This window comes from Granulicatella balaenopterae (assembly GCF_900111135.1).
Lineage (GTDB): Bacteria > Bacillota > Bacilli > Lactobacillales > Aerococcaceae > Granulicatella > Granulicatella balaenopterae.
The window spans coordinates 18491-43945 of sequence record NZ_FOGF01000016.1 but is presented as its reverse complement, the minus strand read 5'-3'; the positions used below and the strand labels follow the sequence as shown (position 1 = coordinate 43945).

At 32.5% G+C, this 25455-nt stretch carries 22 protein-coding genes and 2 pseudogenes; 4 read left to right on the top strand and 20 right to left on the bottom strand.

All coding sequences use genetic code 11. The features are described from left to right. The 10 genes and pseudogenes from BMX09_RS10175 to BMX09_RS04985 form a co-directional block, all read right to left on the bottom strand. Nucleotides 1–208 (bottom strand): hypothetical protein (locus BMX09_RS10175; protein ID WP_218138921.1); only part of this gene is annotated, 208 nt, incomplete at its 3' end. A 209-nt stretch (nt 209–417) separates the two neighbouring features. Next, nucleotides 418–753 (bottom strand): annotated as a pseudogene (locus BMX09_RS10445) (N-acetylmannosamine-6-phosphate 2-epimerase); the annotation flags it as partial. Nucleotides 754–789: 36 nt separating this feature from the next. Next, nucleotides 790–990: pseudogene (locus BMX09_RS10440) on the bottom strand (MurR/RpiR family transcriptional regulator); the annotation flags it as partial. Between the two features lie 257 nt (nt 991–1247). Continuing rightward, nucleotides 1248–2162, bottom strand: coding sequence for a dihydrodipicolinate synthase family protein (locus BMX09_RS05015; RefSeq protein ID WP_089746610.1), 915 nt, complete (start codon nt 2160–2162; stop codon nt 1248–1250). A gap of 24 nt (nt 2163–2186) precedes the next feature. Next, nucleotides 2187–4367, bottom strand: a complete 2181-nt coding sequence (locus BMX09_RS05010; protein ID WP_089746609.1) for a sialidase domain-containing protein — start codon at nt 4365–4367, stop codon at nt 2187–2189. Nucleotides 4368–4413: 46 nt separating this feature from the next. Beyond that, complete coding sequence (locus tag BMX09_RS05005; protein WP_089746608.1) at nt 4414–5520, bottom strand: Gfo/Idh/MocA family protein; 1107 nt, start codon at nt 5518–5520, stop codon at nt 4414–4416. Nucleotides 5521–5576: 56 nt separating this feature from the next. Beyond that, a complete protein-coding gene (locus tag BMX09_RS05000) occupies nt 5577–6410 on the bottom strand; it encodes a carbohydrate ABC transporter permease (protein ID WP_089746607.1) in 834 nt (277 codons plus the stop codon). Further along, complete coding sequence (locus BMX09_RS04995) at nt 6410–7270, bottom strand: carbohydrate ABC transporter permease (protein WP_177159543.1); 861 nt, start codon at nt 7268–7270, stop codon at nt 6410–6412. The genes BMX09_RS05000 and BMX09_RS04995 overlap by 1 nt, the downstream gene beginning before the upstream one ends. A gap of 88 nt (nt 7271–7358) precedes the next feature. Then, nucleotides 7359–8702: an ABC transporter substrate-binding protein gene (locus BMX09_RS04990; protein ID WP_089746605.1), complete on the bottom strand. Its 1344-nt coding sequence runs from the start codon at nt 8700–8702 to the stop codon at nt 7359–7361. A 160-nt stretch (nt 8703–8862) separates the two neighbouring features. Continuing rightward, nucleotides 8863–9729, bottom strand: coding sequence for a helix-turn-helix domain-containing protein (locus BMX09_RS04985; RefSeq protein ID WP_089746604.1), 867 nt, complete (start codon nt 9727–9729; stop codon nt 8863–8865). Between the two features lie 182 nt (nt 9730–9911). On the opposite strand from BMX09_RS04985, the gene BMX09_RS04980 reads away from it, so the two are divergent. The 4 genes from BMX09_RS04980 to BMX09_RS04965 are packed head-to-tail and all read left to right on the top strand — an operon-like array spanning nt 9912 to nt 12754. Continuing rightward, a complete protein-coding gene (locus BMX09_RS04980) occupies nt 9912–10619 on the top strand; it encodes an SGNH/GDSL hydrolase family protein (protein WP_218138920.1) in 708 nt (235 codons plus the stop codon). An 11-nt stretch (nt 10620–10630) separates the two neighbouring features. Continuing rightward, nucleotides 10631–11338 (top strand): N-acetylmannosamine-6-phosphate 2-epimerase, encoded by a 708-nt coding sequence (locus tag BMX09_RS04975; protein ID WP_218138922.1) that lies wholly within the window; start codon nt 10631–10633, stop codon nt 11336–11338. A 2-nt stretch (nt 11339–11340) separates the two neighbouring features. After that, nucleotides 11341–12285, top strand: coding sequence for an ROK family protein (locus BMX09_RS04970; protein ID WP_089746601.1), 945 nt, complete (start codon nt 11341–11343; stop codon nt 12283–12285). A gap of 10 nt (nt 12286–12295) precedes the next feature. Continuing rightward, the gene (locus tag BMX09_RS04965; RefSeq protein ID WP_089746600.1) at nt 12296–12754 is read left to right on the top strand and encodes a YhcH/YjgK/YiaL family protein; all 459 of its coding nucleotides are present in this window, start codon (nt 12296–12298) and stop codon (nt 12752–12754) included. Nucleotides 12755–12874: 120 nt separating this feature from the next. Here the strand turns inward: BMX09_RS04965 and BMX09_RS04960 are convergent, their stop codons facing one another. From BMX09_RS04960 to thiM, 10 genes are all read right to left on the bottom strand, one after another. Beyond that, complete coding sequence (locus BMX09_RS04960; protein ID WP_089746599.1) at nt 12875–13387, bottom strand: hypothetical protein; 513 nt, start codon at nt 13385–13387, stop codon at nt 12875–12877. A gap of 63 nt (nt 13388–13450) precedes the next feature. Next, nucleotides 13451–13663, bottom strand: coding sequence for a helix-turn-helix transcriptional regulator (locus BMX09_RS04955; protein ID WP_089746598.1), 213 nt, complete (start codon nt 13661–13663; stop codon nt 13451–13453). Further along, complete coding sequence (locus BMX09_RS04950; protein WP_089746597.1) at nt 13656–13988, bottom strand: DUF6442 family protein; 333 nt, start codon at nt 13986–13988, stop codon at nt 13656–13658. Before BMX09_RS04950 ends, BMX09_RS04955 begins: the two co-directional genes overlap by 8 nt. Before the next feature lie 257 nt (nt 13989–14245). Further along, entirely contained in the window at nt 14246–14770 is a 525-nt protein-coding gene (locus BMX09_RS04945) for an SLATT domain-containing protein (protein ID WP_089746596.1), read from the bottom strand. Between the two features lie 243 nt (nt 14771–15013). Next, complete coding sequence (locus BMX09_RS04940; RefSeq protein ID WP_089746595.1) at nt 15014–17524, bottom strand: SpaA isopeptide-forming pilin-related protein; 2511 nt, start codon at nt 17522–17524, stop codon at nt 15014–15016. A gap of 171 nt (nt 17525–17695) precedes the next feature. Further along, nucleotides 17696–20134, bottom strand: coding sequence for a hypothetical protein (locus BMX09_RS04935; protein WP_143054379.1), 2439 nt, complete (start codon nt 20132–20134; stop codon nt 17696–17698). Nucleotides 20135–20605: 471 nt separating this feature from the next. Continuing rightward, nucleotides 20606–21520, bottom strand: a complete 915-nt coding sequence (locus BMX09_RS04930) for a DMT family transporter (RefSeq protein WP_089746593.1) — start codon at nt 21518–21520, stop codon at nt 20606–20608. 356 nt (nt 21521–21876) lie between these two features. Continuing rightward, complete coding sequence (locus tag BMX09_RS04925) at nt 21877–22794, bottom strand: DMT family transporter (protein ID WP_089746592.1); 918 nt, start codon at nt 22792–22794, stop codon at nt 21877–21879. A 316-nt stretch (nt 22795–23110) separates the two neighbouring features. Next, nucleotides 23111–24343 (bottom strand): AI-2E family transporter, encoded by a 1233-nt coding sequence (locus tag BMX09_RS04920; RefSeq protein ID WP_089746591.1) that lies wholly within the window; start codon nt 24341–24343, stop codon nt 23111–23113. A 282-nt stretch (nt 24344–24625) separates the two neighbouring features. After that, a complete protein-coding gene (gene thiM, locus BMX09_RS04915) occupies nt 24626–25438 on the bottom strand; it encodes a hydroxyethylthiazole kinase (RefSeq protein ID WP_089746590.1) in 813 nt (270 codons plus the stop codon). Between the last annotated feature and the right edge of the window lie 17 nt (nt 25439–25455).

Here is a 25455-nt window from a genome sequence, read left to right as displayed (position 1 = left end):
ATTTACGGTATCTCTTTGTACGTAGAAGTTGTTCATAATTCTTTCTTATCAGACTAACAAGCTCATTACCTGCTTTGCGTATCTTATCAGAAAGATTCACAACTTTAAGTACAACAGAATAAGGCATATCGGTCTCAACGACCAAAATATGCCTGTCAGAAAGTTTATGATATTTTTTCAGAATGTTGTTGTATTCTTTGTCAATCATGGCTTTTTTTGCTCCTCAATATACTTAATTACTGTAGCTTCGCTGATATGCCCTACTGTAGAATTAATTTATATGTTATCTTTTTTAGGTCATGCCATTATGGCCATTCCCTTTCTATGTTTTATTTATACATATATTATATATGTTTATTATATGCTATTGTCAAGTAAAGAGAAGTTGCTTTCATCCTACACGCAAGCATGTGGGTTTTCGCCGCAATTTATAACTGGAATATTTCCTTCAACTAATTGTTTCATTAAATCAAAATCAGGCCCGTCAAGTTTTGGACTTTCATCAGTATAACCTGATAAAGTAGTCCCTACAAAATCAACCCCCGCCTTATAGGCATTCAGATCTTCTTCAAAATTACTAATATCTGCCATTAATAATTGATTTGGATATTTGTCTTTTACTTGTTTTATAAATTCATTAATTGTTAAACCATCGAATCTTTCTCTTAAGGTCGCATCAAATGCTATTACAGCAATATCACAAGCGACTAATTCATCGCTTTCTTTCATTGTTGCTGTTAGTCGAGATTTTTCGTTCCATATCTCTTTATATTGAAAAATAAATTCTCTAAAGCCTGAAAAACCACATTTTTGAGCAAATCTAGTTAAAGTCGCCTTTGATACATGAATATTGTTGCAAAAAAAGGAAGTTGAAAAATCATCGATAATTGCTTCTTGTTGTAAAAAATATTGCGCAACCTCTTTTTCTGAACTTGTCATATTATCTAAATTTGATTCAATAATAGGAATTAAGTCTTTTTGTAATTGCATTTGGAGACCTCCTTCAGTAAACGTTTACAACATCATTATAACGTCCATGTTCTGAATTTCAACGATTTTTTATATTTAGAAACACGTTTCTATTTTTATTCTATTTTCGGAAAATAATTTCTTTTATAGCTTTTTATTTGTTCCGTATTTCATAATTTTGTTAATAAAAAAGAATTCCCAAAAATATAAATAATATTAATGAGAATTCTTTTTATAAGATTATGAGTTTTAATATTTAAGCTTGTTCTTTCTTATTTTTATTTTAAACTATTAATTGCTTCATCAATCATCTCAGCACATACTTTAACTTGTTGGTAGTCTGATTCAATTAATGCTGGTAATGGTTTTCTAACACTACCTATATCCATACCTTTCATTTTTAGGATTTCTTTCATAACTGCATATAAATTACCATGACATGCGCACATTGCATAAATAATGCGGTCAATCTTATATTGAATTTCTTGAGCTTTAACAAAATCTCCTTCAATAAATGCTTCATTTGCAGCTAAAAATAATTCTGGCATAACAGCATATGTTCCACCGATTCCAGCATCTGCTCCCATTATGCGTCCTGCAATAAATTGTTCATCTGGTCCATTAAAAATTACACTCTCTTCACCAAGAACATCTTTAAACATTTGAATATCTTGTACGGGCATTGATGAATTTTTAACACCAATAACATTTGGATTTTTAAGCATTTCTTTATATAGATTCACACTTAATGCTACCCCGGCTAATTGCGGAATATTGTAAATAATAAAATCTGTATTTGGAGCTGCATGACTAATATCATTCCAATATGTTGCAATCGCATAATCTGGTAAATGGAAGTAAATTGGTGGAATTGCTGCAATCGCATCAACACCCAGACTTTCTGCATGTTTAGCTAATTCTTGACTATCAGCAGTATTATTACATGCTACGTGAGCAATAATGGTAATTTTCCCTTTGGCAACCACCATTACATTTTCTAAAATAATTTTACGTTCTTCTTTACTTTGATAAATACATTCACCTGATGAACCATTTACATATAATCCTTTAACCCCTTTATCAATTAAATATTGTGTAAATGATTGGATTCGTTCTGGACTAACATTCCCTTCTGCATCATAACATGCATAAAAAGCTGGAATGATTCCTTTATATTTCTCTAAGTTTTTCATAAAATCCTCCTCTACAAAACAGTATTAATGAGTATGTTGTGTTAAATCACTAATGGTATATGTTTCGTATTTTAATATATTTTTTAAATGTAATTCATTACGTGACCATGAATCATATTTTTCATACAATAAGCCAATGTCACCACTTGGAAGTTCTGTTAGGCAAGAATATGAATAGCCTATATTGGATCCATCTACTGCATAATCATACTTCCAATTAATTGTGTATTTATCAATACCTTCTTTACCAGTTTCTTCAATTAACCCAATCCAAATATGACCATTTTTACGTCCATTTGTTGAATTAGGTGATGATAAGATAATAGCTGGTTTGCCATCAATTGGTTTTGAGTAATTAATAACAGATAATTGAGTGCCATATCCTGTTGTATGAATCATTGGTACAGTACGACGCTCACTCCATGTCGCACCACCATCGACACTAGTTACTTCTGCTACATGTCTTGAACCTGTTCTTAAGAAAGTTTTTAACGATCCATCTGGCATTTCAACTATTTGTGCTTCTGCAGTTGCACCACCTTTATTGTGATCAGCAGGCACGTAATGCCATTCATCCCCATGATTATCACTATACATGAATCCCAATTCGGAATCTGCTTTAGAATACAATGGAACGATTAATCTTCCTTTGTGTGCACCTTTTGTAATTTGCTTACCAACACCCGGTCCTAATACTAAGAATTTAGAATTTTCTGGTTTAAAGTTACTAATAATATGTAAATCAGACCAATTCTCTCCTTCATCATCACTATAACGCATTGCCAAATAATTAGTTGGGAATACTTTGAATAAAGCATCTTTATAAAAAACATTCATATTCACCATAGTTTGCGTTTTAGATTCTAATAATTTACCACTTTCGATAGTATAATCATATTGTTGACAAGTAAGAGGTTGACCATTTTTCAACAAATTATATTCACCATCAATTGAATATTCTGTTCTTGTATTTGTCCGATCATCAAAAATAACACCATTTTCACGAATAGTATAGTTATAGGTATTATTTGGATCGTCTTTTGATCTTAATTTCATATATTTTTGACCAGCTATTTCTTTATAACCTGAACCGTATAATGCATTTCCACCACCAATTCCAGCTGGCATAGCATCTGCAAAGATAAATAAGCGTTTTGTTTCTTTATCTTCTAATAAAACAGGATCAATATATGAAGCACTACCTTGAATTCTCAATTCTTTTCCATGAGAATCTCTTGGCCAATCAATATTTTTAGAAACATAATCATCAAATTTTAATGGTAAAGTAGCATTAGACCATGTATGCCCACCATCAACACTTTTTGAAAAAGCGATATTAATATTACTTTTTGAATCATGTGTTCCACCATATCGTGCATCAGCCGCAGATACTACATGACCGGAACTTAAGGTTAGTAATGATGGAATACGGAAATAATTAGCCTTAGAATTATCACCTGCATAGAAAATGTGACTTCCTTGAGCATTCGCTGCAGTAGTTGTTAGTAAGTCTTCATCACTTAGTACCTTTTGATAGACTTGAACAGATTTAATAGTTCCACCAAAAGGATACGCTATAGAACCTTCTCGATTTGTTCCACCTAATAGCACATTATTAGTTCCAGTAATATCCTTAATAAACTTATAATCCTGAACATCTAGAGTTGTTAATAATGTACCATTCGCAAATAATTTATATTGTTTATGCTCTTTATCTGCTACAAACGCAATTGTATTAGTAGCAAAGTTGTTTTTATATAATGTTCTAACTGCAGCAGGGCTTGAAAAAGTATATTTAAATTCTCTATCCGTATTGCGTAATTCCATTCCTAATAATCCACTATTAGTAATATATAAGTGAAAATGACGATCTCTATTTCCTCTTGTGTTATTACCAATACTTATTAATGACTGGATATTATTAGAACTAGTTGATTGATAAGTAATAATAATCGTTCCCTCATCCATTTTTTCAATGGTTTTAGCACTTGATTCAGAACTTAAATCAAATCCCTTTCCTGCTGTTATATCAATATTTGTTTTCTGCAATAATAAGCTAGAATTCTGCCTATCAGTTGCAATGTTTTCAATAGTATTTGTAAATTCATTAGACTCATTAGCTAATATATGAGTGGTTGGAAAAGATAAGGCAACTACAGATGACAAAAGCAACACTGGGACTTTAATGTTAAATTTTTTACACATATTCGTATCTCTCCTTTTTTTATTTACAATAGCTATTGATAATTTATTAACCGATAATTTCACTTAATTTTACTTTTCGATCTTCAAAACGTGAGATGGTTAAAGCATCTGCAGTAGCAATTGCTGAGCGAGCCGCTTCACCGGTTAATAATGGCTTGAACTCTTCATCTGGTTCTTCACCATGTAATAAATCATTAAAGTATTTCATTTCATTCTTCATAATGCTGTGTAACCATTTTGGTGGTAATTTACCTGGTTTACCATACATAATAGCTCCATCCATTTCAGTACCATGGTAAATACTTGTACGTTCATCATCCTCTTCTTTTGTTTCATGAACAAGATATTGTTGTTCTCCTTCAGATGTTTTCACAGTCATGGCAACATCTTTCATATCAATCTTAATGGCACCCTTTGTACCTTGAATTAAGACATAATGTTCTGGCCAATGGAATGCTGAGCCGTACTCTAAGACTGCATATTTATTGTTTGGAAATTGTAAAGTAATAAATAGCATATCATCTTCATCACCGAATTCTTCACCACTATGCGCAACATTTCCGCCGACCATTGTTACTTCTTCAGGTACCCCCATAATAAATTGAATGCAATCTAATTCATGAATATGATGATATAAATGTCCTCCTGATTTTTCACGAATTTTCTTCCATGAAATACTTGGTTGAGGCTCTTCCCATCCATTTCTAGCTGAATGACAATATAATACCTCACCAATTACACCATCATTAATTAATTGTTTCGCATGACGAACACTTCTAAAGAAATTCATGACATGTCCTGCCATAAAGGTAACTCCTTTTTCATGACAAGTGCTAACCATTTGGTCACAGTCTTCATAACTTAATGCAATTGGTTTTTCACAAAATACTTGTACACCATGTTCCGCAGCTTTAATAACTGGCTCTTTATGTAAATAGTTAGGTGATGCTACAATAACTGCATCAACATCTTCACGACTATATAGAGTGTCCAAATCAGTTTCCACATCACAGCCTAATTCTTCCGCAATTCCTTCCGCATTCTCTGGATCTAACACTGCAACAATTTTAGCATTTGGCTGTTCTTTCATAATACGACCTAATTCAGCACCAAAATACCCTGTCCCTACAACTGCATATCCAATAGTTTTCATAACAAATCCTCCATTTAATCTAAAATTTTAAAAAGTTTTTATCTAAAAAATTATTACTACTTAATTGAACCTTCTGTCATACCAGCTGCAATTTTGCGCTGAATAAACATAAAGAATATAATTGATGGAACTACTACTAATACTGAAGCAGCCATCATATCCCCCCAAGATAATATTTCCGCACCTTGCAATGAGCGTAAAGCTACAGAAACAGTCATTTTTTCAGAACTATTAATTAAAATCAAAGCATATAAGAATTCATTCCAAGCATTAATAAATGTGTAAATGGCTGTTGCAACAATCCCTGGCATAACTAATGGTAAAACAATCTTCACAAACGTTTGCAAGCGATCGGCACCATCAATTTTAGCAGCCTCTTCAATTTCTAAAGGAACTGTATTGAAAAATCCTACTAACATCCACACTGCATATGGCACACTAAATGATAAATACACAATAACTAACCCAATTCTTGTGTTAGATAATCCTACACTTGCCATTACCAATGAATAAGGAATAGCTAATAAGATTGGTGGAAACATATATGTTGTTACCAATAACTTAGACATAATATTCCCAAATTTTGGGAAAAATCTAACAATACCATAAGCTGCCATTGCAGATACAGTAATCGCAATTAAAGTTGTCACTAATGAAATAATAATACTGTTTTTAATATTAACAGCAAAACCTAAATCATGAATGACATGACTAAAATTTTCAAATGTAAATTGTTTCGGTAAAAATGTTGTCGGATTAGCCGTTAATTCCCCTGTTGTCTTAACAGATGATAGAATAATCCACAATAATGGGAAAACAGCTATAATTGTTAAAATAATGAGATAAATATGACACCAAAAATTACCGATTTTGTCTCTTTTAGTATTCATTATTTAACCTCCTTTTCCCATTTTCTAATAATAGTAAAGTAAATTGTACAAATTGCTAATAAGAATAGTAATAACAGAATCGTAACTGCAGATGATCTACCTAATAGTTTTGCACCCCAACCCATGTTATACGCATAAATCGGTACTGTGGTTGTAACATTTGCTGGTCCACCACCTGTAATTAAATAAATCAAATCAAAGTTATTAAATACCCAAATTGTACGTAAAACGACTAACAAACCGATAACTACTTTAATATGTGGTAATGTAATATATAAAAATTGCTGACGTTTTGATGCTCCATCCATTAAAGCAGCTTCATATTGTTCACGAGGTATGGTTTGCAAAGCTGAAAGAACATTAACCATAATCATTGGTGCTCCAAACCATATATTAATAAAGAATAACGTAGGCAAGACCAAACTTGCATCACTTAAAAATTGTGGTAACTGACTTGTTAGACCTAATTGCACTAAAATATTAGGAATAAAACCAGATACACCATTTAAAATCCATTTCCAAGATAATGCAATAACAATTGATGGAAACGCCCATGGAATAATTAATAAGGTACGATATACACCTTTAAAAAGTTTTACTCGATTAATTGCTAATGCTGCTGTAAATCCGATAAATAATTGACCTAATAATGAAATGACTGTCCAAACCACTGAAATACCAAATGCTTTAAAAAAATGTGGATCTTTTAATACTGTCATATAATTTTGTAACCCAATAAATTTATACGTTTGCTTAATTAAATGTTTAGTTGTTAAACTATAGTACAAACTAGAAAATATTGGATAAATTAACAAAACTCCTACAATGATTAAAGCCGGTAAGACAAATACCCATCTCATATAATCTTTTTTAGCTTTTGCGTTCACACTCTCCACCTCTTTCTAAAAAAATAGGAAACCTATTAAAGATTTCCTATTTAAAATGTCTTTATTCTTCAATTGCGCTAAACAACTCATTTAATTTATCTTCTGCTGTTTTAGCTGCTTCTTTCACATCTGTTCCATTGGTAATAATATCTTGGAACATAGATTCAATTACACCTTGAGATGCTAATAAACCAGCTTCTACACTTGGTCCGTGTTCAAAACCAATAGCTGTACCTTTATCAACTGCTTCACTAATAACATCTACAGCATTTGAGAATTTTTGGACTGTTTCATTAGCTTGATATTCAGGACTGTCTGCAATTCCTTTAATAGATGGTAACATTCCAACTGGTGTTGATTCTAAGAATTTAATATAGTTATCTTTTTCGTATAATTTTTCAATGAACGCTGCACAAATTTCTGGGTGTTCTGATTTAGACCAGACAACTAATGGAATATTTGATGTTTCAATTCCTTCATCGCCATCTTCTGCGTGTAATTTAGGAATTGGTGCACAATCAATTTTATCTAATAATTCAGGAGAGTTAGCAGCAACCCCACCAATTTGGAATCCTGAGTTAAAGTCAAAAGCTGTTTTCCCTTGATAGAATAAAGTAGCTTGATCTAATACAGAATAGTTAATAGAATCTTTTGGTGATGAATTCTTATAAATGTCAACCCAATAATTAATTCCTTCCAATGCAAGAGGACTAGTTAAATCAGCTTTTAAATCATCTGTTAATAAACTACCTCCACCACTACGAACATAGAAGTTTAAGAAACGTGTACCCATCAAATCATTTGAACCAGATGGGAATGAACATCCATAAATTTCATCAGTTGTTAAGGCTTTAGCTGCTTCTGCAAATTCTGCCCATGTCTTTGGTACTTCTAAACCGGCTTGTTCTAATAAATCTTTTCTATACCACATTACTTGTGCATGTGAATAAAGTGGCATCGAATAATTTTCTCCATCAATTTCACCTTCTGATAATGCCGCTTGAGAGAATTTATCGCGTCCAATTTTATCAATGACATTATTAACTGGTAGTAACGCATCTGCATCCATCATTTCTACAACATGTCCTGGAAGTGCAGTACTCATATCTGGAACATTACCTGACGCTAATCCTGTTGTCCATTTTGTATAAAAATCTCCCCAAGAAAAAGTTTCAATATTAATTTTTACATTTGGATTATCTTCCATAAATTTATCTGCAACTTCTTGTATGGTATCTAATCGACCACCTTGAGTAAATGAGTGCCAAAAAGTAATTTCTCCACTTAATTCACCTGTTGGATTCTCCACTACTTCTTGTTGAGTGGTACTATTATTAGCACATCCTGCAAGTAATAATGACCCTGTTGCTACCGCTAATACAGCATTTAATAATCTCTTTTTCATGTTTGCTCCTCCTTAAAAGAATTTGTTTGGTAAAATCTTATTTACAATCTCAGTATAAAGACAACGCTTACATTTCTCCATAAACAAATCATTTATTAGTAGTACAAAACGATTATTTTTACTCTTTTTGTACTCAAATTATATTTTTCACAAAGATTATCTATTCTTTTGCATTATCTCTATATTGTTTCGGCGTGATGCAAAAATATTTTTTAAATATTCTACTAAAATAATTCGGATCTTCATAACCAACTTGATACGCAATATCACTAATATTGTCATTAGACATCAATAATTTTCTAGCAGCGGTCATTACTTTAATCTCATTTAAATAATCTAGTGGATTTTTCCCAACTTGCTTTTTAAATAACGTTCTAAATCTTGATTCACTTAAATTTGCCATATCACTCATTTTTAAAACAGTATATTGTTCTGTAGGATGAAGAATAATATAATCCACAACATTTTGTATTCTAGTATCTAAGCGTCCCTCATTCTTTCTAGTGTGGTGTTTAATCGTATTTAGACTTTCGTTAGATTGTGCAAAGTGTTTATTTAATGAGTCAACAGCCCCTTGATCGATAATATAACCGATAATTAACTCCAAATAGCCTCTTACTCGAAACATTCTTGAATGAACATCTGATTTAACCCAATGATACATTTCCTCAAAATATGTAATTGCTTCATCATTTTTATCATACATAATAGTTGGTACACAATAATATTCACTAAGTAAATCTCCACCGTCGTATTTTACTGAAGTGGCAAAACGTATACTATAAAATGAAAATTCTTCATCTAAGGCATGACAAGATAATTTACTACCGACTGGTATATACACAACATTCCCTTCTGATACTTTATAATCAACACCATCAATGACAAAAATAGCTTCTCCATGTTGTATATATCTCAACATACTATACGGAAGATAATCTTCTGGATATACCCAAGATTGCCCAAATGTATATCGATCAATATACAAAAAATTAAAACGAATAAAATTGATAAATGAACTATTCATAATTTTCCCTCCTATTTTCTGGCATATTTGTTTTGAGTATAAAATAAAACTACTTACTTTTCAATTGTATTATAGTCGTTTTGTGCTACTTATAATACTTTCAACCATTTATAAATTAAATCTAAAATACTATAATTTAGCTAGAAATATCTTTGTTTTTCATAATGAAAGGAGGGTTAATCATGCGCAAAAATAATTATTATAATAGTCCTGGATATTTTTCAAAAGTTGTTAGTTCAGATTTATTAAGAAAAGAATATGACATAAAAAATTCCATCTTAATTGAAAATAATTTACATCCAGATTTTATCTTTGTTGGTGATACAGTGATTAATAATTGGGAATTAAATGCTTATTTTAAAAATGACAATCAACTGATCATTAATCGAGGCATTAAAGGTGATACCACTACTTATTTATTAAAACGTTTATTTGCTGACGTGCTTCAACACCAAGCTACTTATTGCATTCTACATATTGGCTTTAATGATTCAAATCTACTAGAAGATGATTATTGGAATCAGATTGCTGGTGCGAATTATGATGAGATTTTAGCTACTAGCAAAAAAAATTACCATAATATATTAGAACAATTTTCAACAAGTCAAACTATCCCCATCGTTACATCCTTATTACCAATAAAACTACCAATATCTAGTTGCGAATCAAAACGCAAACAATATATCAATGAATTAAACAAGTTTTTGGCTGATTACTGTAAAGAGCATCATATTATCTATGTTGATTACTACCATACAACTGTTATCCCTGGATCAAATATGGTATTAAAAGGAACTACTTTCGATGGTGTTCACCCTAATGTAAAAGGCTATAACATAATGGCAATGGTACTAAAAAATACACTTAAAAAATATAATATCACTATTTAGAGGAGGATTTTATTATGAAATATACAAAAGAAGAAATTTTACAACAAATTAAAGGAAATATCATTATTTCTTGCCAAGCACTCCCTGAAGAACCTTTATATGTAGAAGAAAAATCAATCATGTATTTAATGGCTCGTGCAGCAAAATTAGCCGGAACACCATGTATTAGAACCAATAGCGTACGTGATGTCATCGCTATAAAAGAAGAAACAAATTTACCTGTTATTGGTATTATTAAAATAGAATACGACAGTTATGATTCCTATATCACACCCACCATGAAAGAAATTGATGAATTAGTTGCAGCACATTCTGATATTATTGCATTAGACTGCACTATGCGTCAACGTGGTGATGGCACAACCATCAATCAATTCCTAAAAGAAATCAAAGAAAAATATCCTGACATTGTTTTAATGGCAGATATATCAACTTATGAGGAAGGTATAAATGCTTGGAAATGTGGAGTTGATTTTGTGGGAACTACTTTAAGTGGCTATACTGATTATTCTCCTAAAATTGATGGACCAGACCTTGAATTAGTTCACAAATTATCTCAAGAAATCGACATCCCAGTTATTGGTGAAGGGAAAATTCATACTCCGGAACAAGCAAAACAAATGCTAGATGCTGGTGCGTATGCAGTAGTGGTTGGTAGTGCTATTACAAGACCTTTAGTTATTGCACAACGCTTTATGAAAGTTATTGAGGAGGCATAATCATGAGCCGATATTATTTGGGTATTGATATTGGTGGAACAGCCGTAAAATTAGGTTTGGTTCGTTCAAATGGTGAGATTACAAACTCTGGAACCTATTCTGTTAATTTTGATCACTATAAAACACCGATAATAGATACTGTATTAAAAAGTTTGGAGTCCTTTATTCACGAAAATACTATTGATCTTTCAACTATAAAAGGTATTGGTGTTTCAGCTACAGGCCAAATTGATGTTCATAATGGTATTGTAGCCGGTACAGCTGGACACATTAATAATTGGGTCGGCACACCTCTAAAAGATATTCTTCAAGAAACCTATCACCTACCTGTATTAGTTGAAAACGATGCGAATTGTGCAGTAATTGGTGAACACTGGCTAGGAGATGCTGCTAACTATTCAAATGTTGTAATGCTTACTATTGGAACAGGTGTTGGTGGCGGAATCATCATTAATAATCATTTACTTAGCGGACAAATGGGCATCGCTGGAGAACTTGGTCATTTCCCATTAAACGCTCACGGAAAACCATGCTACTGTGGCAATATCGGTTGTTATGAACAATATGCTTCAACAACAGCACTTGTTGCTGATGTGAAAGAAACTTTAAACAATGATCCACACATTAATCTTGAAAAAATAAACGGAAAATATATCTTTACTCAACTCCAAAAAGGCAATCCAACTATATCAGTAATTGTAGAACAATGGATTGATAATATCGCACGTGGTATTGTTGGACTTATTCATATTTTTAATCCAGAAGCTATTATTATTGGCGGAGGTGTTAGCCAACAAGAAGAATTATTTATTAGTCCCTTACGAGAAAAAATACTAGAATTAACAATGCCTTGCTTTAAAAAAAATCTAATCATTACAAAAGCATCACTCGGGAATAATGCAGGCTTGTGTGGAGCTGTTTACCCATTTATAAAAAATAATTCATAGGAGGCTTATTATGCTATTTGATAATATTAAATATAGTGAGAATTACAAATCATCACCCATTATTTATCGTGTATTGAATGAACTTAAAAAAATAAATTTAGAAAACTTTCCAGAAAGCTCAATTGTATATGAACAAGATAAATTATTTGCCAATCCTGTTACCCTAACTTCGAAACCTGAAAAAGACTGCATTTATGAATCACACAAAAAGTTTTTAGATGTTCATTATATTTTAGAAGGTGTAGAAGGTATCGCAACAGCTCATCCAGATGCATTATTTGTGAAAGATGCCTACCAAGAAGACAAGGATATTGCCTTTTATACAGGAAATGAGAACGGTCGCTATTATTTAGAACCAGGAGATTTTCTGATTTGTTGGCCAAGTGATGCTCACAAAGTTGCTATGATGAAAGACCAACCAACACACATTAAGAAAATTGTTGTTAAAATAAGTGTGGATTTAGTGTAATTATTATAATAAATTCTTCAACAAAAAACTCTCGATAGTAAATGGTGTTGACCACTTACTATCGAGAGTTTTATTTTTATATTTGAATTTTGTGTTAAGAATTATATTGGTTAGCTTTCCTTATTCAATTACTGATTTAACTTTATTATATTTTGATAACATCAATCCATAAATAATAAAACCGATGACTGAACCGATGATAATTGTTGTAAAGCTTGTCCAAAAAGCAATTCCAAATGAAGAATCTAACATAAATCCTTGGATAATTCCGAAAATGATTGTAAAGCTTAATTTTGCAAAGCCAACATAGATAGCTGTCACTTCTGGTAATTCACCTCGTTTGGCTGTTCTAATAAAGCCGAATAAGAAAAAGATTAAAGCTGCTACAAAGATTAGTTGTACTGCATTTAAGCTGATAATTGCTGGGCTTGATGATACTTCTAAGCCATGGCGTACTGTTTGTTGAACTGATTCTGGCATTGATTTATAGATTTCCATTTGCTGATTAATATCGACTGTTAAATTTTGGAATAAACCAGATATGCCACTAACTAAAGCAATTGTATTAACAATAATTAAGAATACAGCCCAATTTTTTAGACTTTTTATTTTTTTACTTGTCATTTCATCCATTTTTATCTTCCTTCCTTTTTTTAAAAATTTTATGACCTTGGTTAACGACTCTATTTTGGCTTGTTATTCTTCAAAATAGAAAACTTCTTCAAACTTTTTATCAAGTGCTATAGCGATTAAGAGTGCTAATTTTGCGGTTGGTGAATATTGTCCTGTCTCAATGGAACTGATGGTATTGCGCGAGACACCTAATATTTTTGCTAGTTCTTTTTGGGTTAGATGCTTTTCATCACGAATTTCACGTAAATGGTTGTGTAAGACTAATTGATTATCCATTTTGAATCAACTCGACTATGAAGCCTATGATTAAAATAAAGAACCCACCTACCATCAAAAGATTAACAATATTTGAAAAACGTGTGGCTTCTTTTCGCTTCGCCCAATAAGTATAACTAAGCTGACCAAACAACATACACGCAAAAACCAACTTACCTGAACGCGTATCGATGTCTGTAAAGTAGGATGCAATGATTAAGATAATAAATGCTAAACTTGCAGCAATCGCTCCCCATTGATAGGATACTGCCTTGGTATGACGAACTCTTTCATCCCCAAAAATATTCTCATCACGACTTCTTGAAAGCAACTTTTCTTTATCCATACACTCAACTCCTTTGCCAAGTCTACTTGTTAGTTTAATTATATATCTGCCAAGTTTGCTTGTCAAAATATTTTATGATATAAGTGGTTTTTTCATTTAGAATTTTGAGAGTGTATATTTTCGTGTGTAGATTTTTGCGAGCATCAGTTTTGCTTGTTAGCCATTTTTGCGTATTGCACATTTTCCTAGGAATTTTGAGTTTTGGGGCATAAAAAAAGCCAAGCACGAGGCCTGACTTAAGTATCCATTAGGGTTACTTAATTTTGTTCATTGTTCGAAACTTTGGCAACATTTTTTACCGCTTTTTTGCATGGTGCCGGCGCATTCATATAGACTACTGATAGATGGCTAGCTAATGCATCATACTCGTCTTTTAAGGTAGCTAAGTCTTCAATACTACCTTGCAGAATCATTTGTAAGTTAATTTCCATCATTACTAAATGAAAAGCATTCTTCAATTCTAGTAAATCATTTGCCGTATTTTTATGACGATATGTACGTGATTTTAGATCAAAAATTTTCAAGAAAACGGTAAATACTAAAGCCGCAATTGCCAAGGCGCTTGAAATAATTTTCAAAACAAAAATATCATTAAAAATGGTCATGAATACTCCCACTGATGTTAAGGCAATGATCATGATATTAATGTACTCCAACCATTTACAGCGATTACTAACAATATTTGCTGATAATTCTTGTTCTTTTTGCTTTACTGTTACTTCTTGGTACAATTTTGTAATATTTTCCTCTAACAAAATGTATGCTTCATTATAATTTTCCATCCAATTCATCCTTTATGGTTAATATAGTACTATGTATAGTATAACACTTTTTTATCCGATGTTGAACGGATATTTGTTGAAATGATGGTTACTTCATTAAGTGTGTTTGACGAAGAGGCGCTTAAAATCTATTCCAAAAGTTACTTGATGATGAATCCTGTCCATTCACTATCCTTCTTCGTGCAAACAAAAACGCCAATCTAAAATTGATTGACGTCTTTGTTTAATTGGTGATATTTCATACTATTCATTTCGTTTTTTTAGTATGATTGTTCCAATTCCCATAAGTACCACTGCCGCTATAATTGATGTTAGGGATGAAGTTGCCCCCGTTGTTGGTAAGTGTGGTTTAGTAGGTTGTTGTGGGTTTCCTGGTGTTTGCGGGATATCTACATTTGGCACACTTGGCTTTCCATTTGGGATTTCTGGTTTATTTGGTTTTATTGGTGTTACTGGTTTTTCTGGTTTTTCTGGTTTTTCTGGTTTATTTGGTTTTGTTGGTTGTTCTGGTGTGGTTGGTGTTTCTGGAATAATTGGTTGTTCGGTATTCGTTACCACAAAGCCATCTGCCATTGAACCAGTAATATCTGTCTTGTAGTCATCAATAGTATTTTCTGTAACAGTGTAATTAATTTCATGTCCATCTGTTAGATCGAATTGTGGGATGTCTACAAAAGTTCCTATCCAGTTAGTTTGTTCACTTAGAGTTAATTCAGCTACTTTTTTACCATCTGCCAATAAATTAATGACAACTGAATCTTGTTTAGCACCCTGCCATTCTTTTGTAAATTTAATAGTACGCTTAATTTTTTCATTGCTTACTTCTTGTTGCACTTTTTGTCCGTCTGTTGTGATGGTTACATCAATTGGAATAGTTGATACTAAATATCCTGTTGGTGCAGTTGTTTCCGTTAAGGTGTATTCACCATATGGTAGATCATTGAATATTGCAATTCCTTCTTCATTAGTTGTTGCTTCGAATCTCATTGTTTCATCTGTTTTTGATACTAATGTGAAGACGGCATCTTGTAGTTTTGTTGCTTTATTTTCTGCATCAACTTTTGTAACTTCAAGACTGCCTTTGATTTTTTTGTTTGTGATTTGGCCTAAGTCGATTTGTTTGCCGTTTTCTGAAATGGTGACTTCTTTTATTTCATTTGATAGGACATAATTTTCTAAAGATTTGCTTTCTCTTAGGGTATATTCTCCATAATTCACGCCTGTAAATAAAGCTACACCATCTTCGTTTGTGACGGCTTCGGCAACTTTGGTATCACCTTGATATAATCCAAATGTGACTCCTGCTAATGTTTTAGTAGTATCTTCTGCATCGACTTTAGTTACTTTTATTGAGCCTTTTTTAATTTGGTTGGTAATGGTTCCTAAGTCAATTTGTTTTTGTTGTTGATCGATGTTAACTGCTGCGACTTGTTTTTCAAGTGGTAAGTATCCTTCTTGGGGCTGTGTTTCTACTAAATCGTACACACCGTAAATAACATCTGTAAAGATTACTTGTCCTTCGTCGTTTGAAGTAGCGGTATATTTATTTTCACCATCTTGTTGTAAGGCAAATTCAACGCCTTTTAATGGTTGCTCAGGATTATCTGCATCAACTTTTGTAAAAATGACAGAACCTTTAATTTTTTCATTGGTTATTATTTTTTCGAGGACTTGTCCATCTTCGGTAATATTAATGATAAATGGTTCAGCTAATTGTTGGTAAGATTGTGCTGCTAACAATTCTTTTACTTGATATTCTCCAAATGGTATATTTTCAAAGACTGCTTCCCCATTCTCATATGTAACAGCAGTTTTCGCATAACTACTTCCTTCTTTTGTTGATGATAATTCGAACACAACACCTTTAATAGTTGTATTATGATCATCAGCATCCACTTTATGAATAATTAATTTACCTTTTTTCATAATATTTACAATTTCACCTAAATCAATTACTTGATTGTTTTGGTTAATGGTAACTGTTTTTGGTTCTTCTAAAGGTAGGTAGCCTTCTAATGGTTTTGTCTCAACTAATTGGTATTCTCCATATGGAATATCTCTGAAGACGACCATTCCTTCTCCATCAGAAGTGGCAAAATATTTATTTACACCATCTTGTTGTAAGGCAAATTCAACACCTTTTAATGGTTTACTAAATTCAAAACTTAGACCTTCTTGTCCTGGTAAGATAAACTTAGTAACCTTTTTAAAGGCGATTGTTCCTTTTTTAAGTTGAGATGTTTTTAGGATATTTATAAATTCTCCTAGATTTTTTTGATTATCTGGTATATCCGTTACTAATTCGTCGCCATTTTGAGTGACTGTGACCGTTATATTTTTTTCATTAGTATCATATTGAATATCTTCATTATTTCCTGCTACTTCACGAATAATATAGTGATGGACACCAGCTTCTTTATAAATAATTGGTGAGAAAATAATATTTTGACCACTTGTATCATTATTTTTAATACTTTCGATGATTTTTTCGCTTCCATCAGCTTTTTTCTCTACTATTTGGAAGACGAATTGATTCATATAATCATGAATATCCCCTCCTACTAATTGTTTAGTTGCTGATAAAGTAACTTGTGTTGGGGTTGGTTTTGTTTGATAATGGTTAGTACCAGTTTGTGCCATCTTAATCGTTTCAAATTCAATATCTGTTTGAACTGATTTTCCTGAACTATCAACCATTTCATAGTGATTAACTAATCGAGACACATCAGTAACTGCGACATCAGATAAAGTCATGTTGTATTTATTATTTGGTGTGCCATCTTCATTTACTTCTTCAACTAAGACTTTCCATGACTGAAGTGGAATAACTTCTCCATTTTCAACACTTTGCTCAAATAATCTTTCTTGACCAGTAGCTGTTTTTAAATAAGTTGGTAATGCAATAGTAACTTTCCAACTACCATTTTATTTAAATACTTCCAAATCATCATAGACTTCAGTTGGAGTTTCATCTTTGGTTAATTTTGTAATACCTAATTCTGTTTTAAATCCATCAGATGCTTGTAGAGTGAATTTTAAGAAAATTGGTTCATCAGGAATATCTTGATCCCATTCTTTTGTAAATGATAAAAATGCTTGTTGTTTTGATTCTTTTGTTTTAGTACCTAATATTAATGTTCCATCTGCACCAATACCACCACCACGACGAGAAATATTATCATGAATTCGTACACCTTTTTGATGATTCATACTTTTATTTGTATTCGTCATATTGACTACGCCTTCATATGGTTCGGCTGCATAATCTGGAATAGGTTCATTATCTTCATTTTTCCAATATATGCCAATATTTTTAATAACAATAGCACCTGATAAACCATTATCTTTATGTAAATCATTTCCGCCACGTTCTCTCTCAGCAGTATTATCAGTAATCATAACTCTTGAAGCATCAAAAGAGAATGTACCAAATGGGCAAACCCAAATACCGCCTCCTGTACCACTTTGCAAATAACCTACTCTTGAATCCGGCTTACCTTTTGGAAAATACACATCCGTATCTCCACCTAATTCTTCTGCATTTAATCCGACTGCTTGATTATGATAAATAGATCCATCATTAATGACTAAAGTTCTAGAGTTACGTGCATTATCTCCTTCAACATAAATAGCACCACCCATAACACGTGATTTGTTATTATAAAGTTCACCGCCATTTAAAGAGACTCCATTTGAAGCAACACGAATTGCGCCACCTTTATCATATGAAGAATTATCATGTAATGTTCCTTCATTCAAAGTAAATCGTCCACCTACTTCATTAGCAGGTCCTTTAGTGGTTACAGCACCATTTCTCCATGTATGACTATTAGAGATTTCGCCACCTTTTACGACAACTCCATCTTGATGAGCGGGATTCCCCACTTTGTTACCTGTAATATAGATTGCACCTGCCAATAGGATTCCATTATTACTATCAACTTTTGCTTTATCTGAAAGTGTAACAAATGAACTATCACAATAAATACCGCCTACATCACCCTTATTATGGATAAGTTGTGCTGTACCATCTAATACACCTGTTGAATTTTTAAAGATGATTGCTCCAGCACAATTATTTGGATAACTTCCAGAAATATAACTATTAATTTCACGTCCTGGTTTAGTACTTAATTCTTCAGGCATTGGACCTTTTTGAATATGATAGCCAACCTCATTATTTTGGATAGTCCCAGAATGCATATAAAATGTAGCATTATTTTCATTATAAACTGGAGAAATATTTGAAACAGTATCACCTGATTGAACAGTAGTAAAGTCTTGCAAAGTTGCACCATTAATCGTTACTGTTCCACCATCATTATGAATAAAGAAGCCCCCTTCAGAAGGATTCCCTAATTCTGCTTTAGTGTATGCATGTGAAAATGGTTGACCTACTCGATCATCTACTACTTCATATAATTGTGGAGTATCTTCAGTGTGTTGATCTAAATTATTATGGTTATAAGCAATATATCTATTGTATAAATCGCTCCATCTCATATAACGATAATTTCTTGTACCTACTCCATGCTCATTAATATTACGCTCTGCAGAAGCCTCTCCTGTAATACGTCCATCATTTACTGCATAAACTATTTCTTTTTCGTCTAATGAATAGTTATCTGTTTTCCATCTTGCAAATGTAAATGCTACTGAGCCTCTTTTTTGTCCAGCCGCAACAATATAATCTTCAAATCTTTTTACTTCTGCATCATCTACTAAAAAACTATCAAATAAAGCCCCTCTAAAAGCTGTTTTATTTCTAATAGCAAGACTTCTTCCTGTTGCCTCATTGCGTAATTGATAATAGAATTTTTTATTATTACTATTTTTTTCAACTGTTAAATAACCATATATTTTTGCAGCAAATATTGAATTTGTTAATAAACTTTTATCCATATAAGTATTATCAAATTTAATATTTGGATTTGTATCACGTTCAATATCTTCACTATCTTGTGTTGCCGTAATGATTTCTTGTTTATTCTTATTGCGCAAAATATATCTTTTTCCAGTAAGATTGTCATATTGATACATATCATAAGATACTTCTTGTAATTTTACTTCTATTGGTGCTTCTTCTCCACTTAAAACAATTCCATTATCAATTACCAATGAGCTATTATTAGATACATGAAACATTGATAAGAATCCTGATGTATCTTTTAATCTATATATTGATTTATCACCAGATATAGTAACTGATTTATCACTTGGTATAGTAATTGTTGAATCTGCTGCCAAATTTTCCGTTAATACAATTGTTAAATTTCCTGGTTCTTCTTCAATCACTCTCTTTAACTCTTCCCAAGTCGCAACACTATATTCAGTCGATTCAGCTGCTTTTGAAATATTTCCCAAAAATAGCGAAAATGCAATGCTAATCAACAAAAATATTGATAATATGAATCTCCTCTTACCTTTAAACATAACACACACTCCCTTTTTTATTTTTTGTACACATTATATACATATAATATATTTTTTAGTGTTTCTAATCTATAAATAGGGTTTTATTCCTTGTAAAAAAACCAAAAAAATATTACAAAATAATACATCATATTATTTTTTTATTTTTTCCATTTACGATAGGAAATAATGAAACAGATTTCTTTTAATTGTTAAATTTTCACAAATACCATATAAGTATATACGGTGTTTGCGACAATTTTTCGCCACTTTATACAAATATCTGTTGCAACGTCTTTGCAAAATTCTCAAAAAAATACCCTCCAAGTGAACTACTTTTAGTTCCTTTAGAGGGCATCGCATCTGGGCGGCTTCATTTTCTATATTTTTTTGTAACATTAACTGACTCAAAACCTTTCCTTATCAAATTTTTTCGTTTTCTATTTCCATAAAGTTTGCTTCTACTTCAATACTTTCCTTGGTTGTTTGTGGTAAGAGCATGCATACGGCAGCTGATATAATCACTAATGCTATCCCTACTGCTGATAGGAAACTAATTTCTTCGCCTAATAATACAACTGCAAATATCACTCCAAAGACGGGTTCTAATGATAAAAAGATACCACTTTTACTTGGGTCTGTTACTTCTAAACCTTTATTCCAAAAGATACCTGCTAAGACACTACAAAATACTGCTAGATAAACAATTGAGGCTACTCCTTCAGTTGATAGTAGTATTGTCCAATTCTTTACAAATAATGATAAAACAGGCAATCCAAATACAGTCCCTAATTGAATACAGATTGGCGTGTAATATAATGGTGGAATCTTCTTTAAGGCTTTTTTCGATAATTGTACCCAAAATGCTACAACAATTGTGGAACAAAATACAAATAAACAACCTAAGTAAGATACCGATTCAAGATCGGCATTTCCAACCATTAAAGCAACTCCAATAAAAGACGTAATTCCTAATAAATACACAAGTGGACTTGCTTTTTCCTTAAAGAATAATGCCCCAATTAATGCCACCATAATCGGACCCAATCCAATAATCGTTGTAGCACTCGATGCTGATGTGAGGCTTAATCCTGAAAATTCTAACATAAATGTCATTGGATACGTCAAGATTCCCAATGCCGTTAACAATAAGAAATCCCTTTTACTCAGCCGATAGATTTTCTTCTTAAAAAAGGAAAGCGTTAATGGTATTAGTACCACACTTGATATCAATAACCGAAACATTACAGCTAAAGTAGGATCCACCGTTTGGAATGCAATCTTCCCTGCAATAAATGACGTCCCCCATAATAAAGTAGCTAATAAAAAATAAATCATCCCTACACCTCTCTCGCAAAAAAACATGCCAACATTGCAAAAAATCCTCCCAATAAGACGACCTCTACCAATCCCTCCTTTCTACCCTATCTCCACTAATATTGTGGCATTCACGACTACATCTTACATCTTCTTGACCAAAAAATCTATTAAATTCAACTAAAATTCAAAAACTTCTTACCACGCCAAAAACGCCGTCATAACAACATTCAGAGCCCTTCACAATCACTATATTTATTCTCGAAACATCAAGAAATAAAGATGCATTATCAAGATTTTTAGCAAATAAAAAAGCCACGAAAACTATCCACAACAAATAGTTTTGTGACTACATACTTCATATTTTTTATAAAAATTTATTCATCCATTTCAGCGCCAGCCAAAGCAACAACGACTTCTTCTTCGCTTTCAGAATCCTTCGTTGGCAATACCATACAGATGGTAGCAGAGATAATCACTAATCCTACCCCGACTGCTGATAAAAGACTAATCTTTTCATGTAACAAAACAACTGCAAATAATAAACTAAATACCGGCTCTAATGATAAAAAGATACCACTACGACTTGAATCATAGGTTTGTAAGCCTTTATTCCAGAACATACTCGCTAAAATACTACAAAAAATCGATAAGTAGACAATCGCTGCGATACCTTCAATCGTTACATCAACATGCCAAGTCTTAACAAATACTGATAGGATTGGCGCACCAAATAATGTCCCGAATTGAATACATAATGGCGTATAATAAACTGGCGGAATCTTCCCTAAGACTTTAGTCGATAAATGTACCCAAAATGCTACTACAATTGTTGACAAGAACATAATCAAACAACCCAAATATGAAATAGATGCCATATCCGCATTACCAACCATCAAAGCAATACCGACAAACGATACACAGCCTAGCACATAAACAAGAGGTGCTGGCTTTTCATTAAAGAATAATGCACCAATTAAAGCTACCATAACCGGCCCTACCCCAATAATCGTTGTTGCGCTTGATACAGACGTCAGACTAAGCCCGGTAAACTCTAACATAAATGTCGCCGGATACGTTAATATTCCTAGTAAAATTAACAATAAAAAGTCCTTTTTCGTAATCTGATACATATGTCTTTTTTTTAAAAATGCTCCTGTAACTGGTAACATCACAATACTTGCAATTGTTAAACGCAAAATCACTACTAAAGTCGGATCAATTGTTTGAAAAGCAATCTTCCCCGCAATAAATGATGTTCCCCATAAAAGTGTGCCAATAATAAAATAAATCATTCGCCCACCTGCTCTCTACTTAAACCTATCACTACATTATTCGTTTCTTCTAAATCCAATATAACAATCCTTTCTTTTAGTTATCATTCCTGCTGATTTGATAGTGATTGAAGACTTATTTATGTAGTCTCTTTTTACAAATCATGCTATCCATTCAGCAATTCATTAATAATTACTACCGATAAAATAAACAGTATATTACGAAAAGTATATCTTATTTACACATAAATTGCCAATAATTTTGCTATTTTTTCTAAAAAAGTACTCTTACCCGTAAAAAAAGAACCCCACATCATTGTGAGATTCCTTCGATTTATTATTCCTGTATTCGATTACGTCTGCGATTTCTATGTTTGCGATAGAATTTTGGGCGACGTTTTGTTTTAATTTGACGACTGGATGCTAGATTGATTCCTTTTTTGGCTAAGCGTTTATCAATATATTCATCAACAATAACTTGTAAGGTAGTAAATAATGGAATACCAATAATAATCCCTGGCAAACCACCTAATCCTTGTCCTACAATAACTGCTACAAACATCCAAAATCCTGAAAGTCCGACTTTACCGCCTACAACATATTGATAGATAATATTACTTTCAATCTGCTGCAAGATAATAATATATAGTAAGAACCATACCGCTTGAATCGGATCAACAATTAATAATAAGAATACTCCGACAATCCCACCTAACCATGAGCCAATAATCGGAATAATATTCGTTAAGCCAATAATCACCCCAATTAAGAAATAATACTTAAATCCTAACAAATACATACTCACAACGGAAATTACCGCTAAAAGCATTCCTTCTGTAATCTGACCACTAAAGAAATTCTCAAATGATTGATTCAATACCGTTAAAAAGCGAATAATTTGATTATAACGCTTATCCGATGTCATTGAGCGAATCAAGCGATTAAAGGTATTCAATAACTTCTCCTTATCAATTAAGATATAAATCGATAATGAAAAACTTAAAATAAAATTAAAAATAGATGATACTGTCCCAAAAATCCAAGTATTCATTTTCGCTAAGACCATTGTGACATAACTTGATAAGAAGTTAATAGCACTATTCACCATTTCAGTTACCTTTTCAACAATCACAGGAGATGGTTGCTTATCAAAAGTTGTCGTTAAATAATCTACTAATTTCGGTATTTCAGAAACATAGGTATCGATATTTTTCACTAATTGATTAATACTAGCCACAAATTGTGGAATCGCAAATGCTAATAGAATAACTAATCCAATGATAATCAGTAATATCGTTAAACTTAGACTTAAGCCTCTTTTAACTCCTGGTGATAATGTTTTTAATTTTTCTTGTTGATTGAATTTGTTTTCAATAGAACTCATTAATAGATTCATAATATACGCCATAAAAAATGCTACAATAATTGGCATAAAGATTGACTTGTAATTGATGGTGATAGCTGTGTGGATCGCATCTAAATTATTTAAAATTTGATAGACTAAGATTGAAATGCTTACGATAATTAAACTTACGAACACTTTTCTTTTTTCTTCACCTGTTAATTTCATTCGTTCCCTCCTCTTTTTTTATTCTTTATTTCTGTTAGTAGTTTACCACAATTTTATGGGAAATAGCTAAAACGACGGCTTTTTTATCATGAATTTTTTATTTTTTTATATTGTAAAGTTTGTGTTATTTTTTATATTCATGGATAGAAGATTAGGCGGAAATGTTTCCAGTTTATTAAGTTCGTCTTACATCTAGGTGAATCTTTGGCGCTTCTTAGAATATAGGAAAAAGGAGCTCCCTAATAAAAGCTGTAATGCTTTATCTTGGAAACCCCTCTTTGATTAGATTACTTCATAATTGGCATATTGAGTGATTGTTTCGGGTGTCATTTTAAAGATTTCATCGATCATGTGATTGCGATAAGTGATATTGCCAGCTTGACTTGACCAAGCTAATTCACCTGCAATTCCCATCATCATAACGGCTTCAGCAGCTGCTTCTAAAGCATTATCTTGATTGGCTGTGATAAAAGCTGTTACTAAGGCTCCTAATTGACAACCAGTTCCCGTTACATAACTCATTTCTGGACGACCATTTGTAATGAGATACGCTTTATTGGCATCTGCTACAATATCAATGGCTCCTGTTGCAATAATAATGGTCTGCATTTCTTGGGCGATTTTTTTAATGATTGTGGCCATTTCGATTTTGTTCTCTTCGGTGACACTATCCACGCTATTGGCATCTACCCCGCTTGTGCTATTCGTTCCTAGGAAAAGTGATTTGATTTCTGAGATATTTCCTTTAATGGCATCAAAACGAACTTCCTGCACGAATGCTTCAGCTGTTCGACTTCTTAAGCGACTTGCGCCAACGCCTACTGGATCTAATACGGTCACATGCTGCAATTCATTTGATTTTTTGCCGGCATAAAGCATTGATGCAATGGTGCGCTGATTCAAGGTACCGGTATTAATCACTAATGCCTGACAGATTGAGACGATATCATCCATCTCTTCCATGTCATCCGCCATAATGGGACTGGCACCTGTTGCTAATAGTACATTGGCTACATCATTTACCGTTACATAATTGGTGATATTGTGTATTAATGGGTGTGTGTGACGGACATTTACTAAGTTTTCTCCAATCATTTGATCATTCCTCTCAT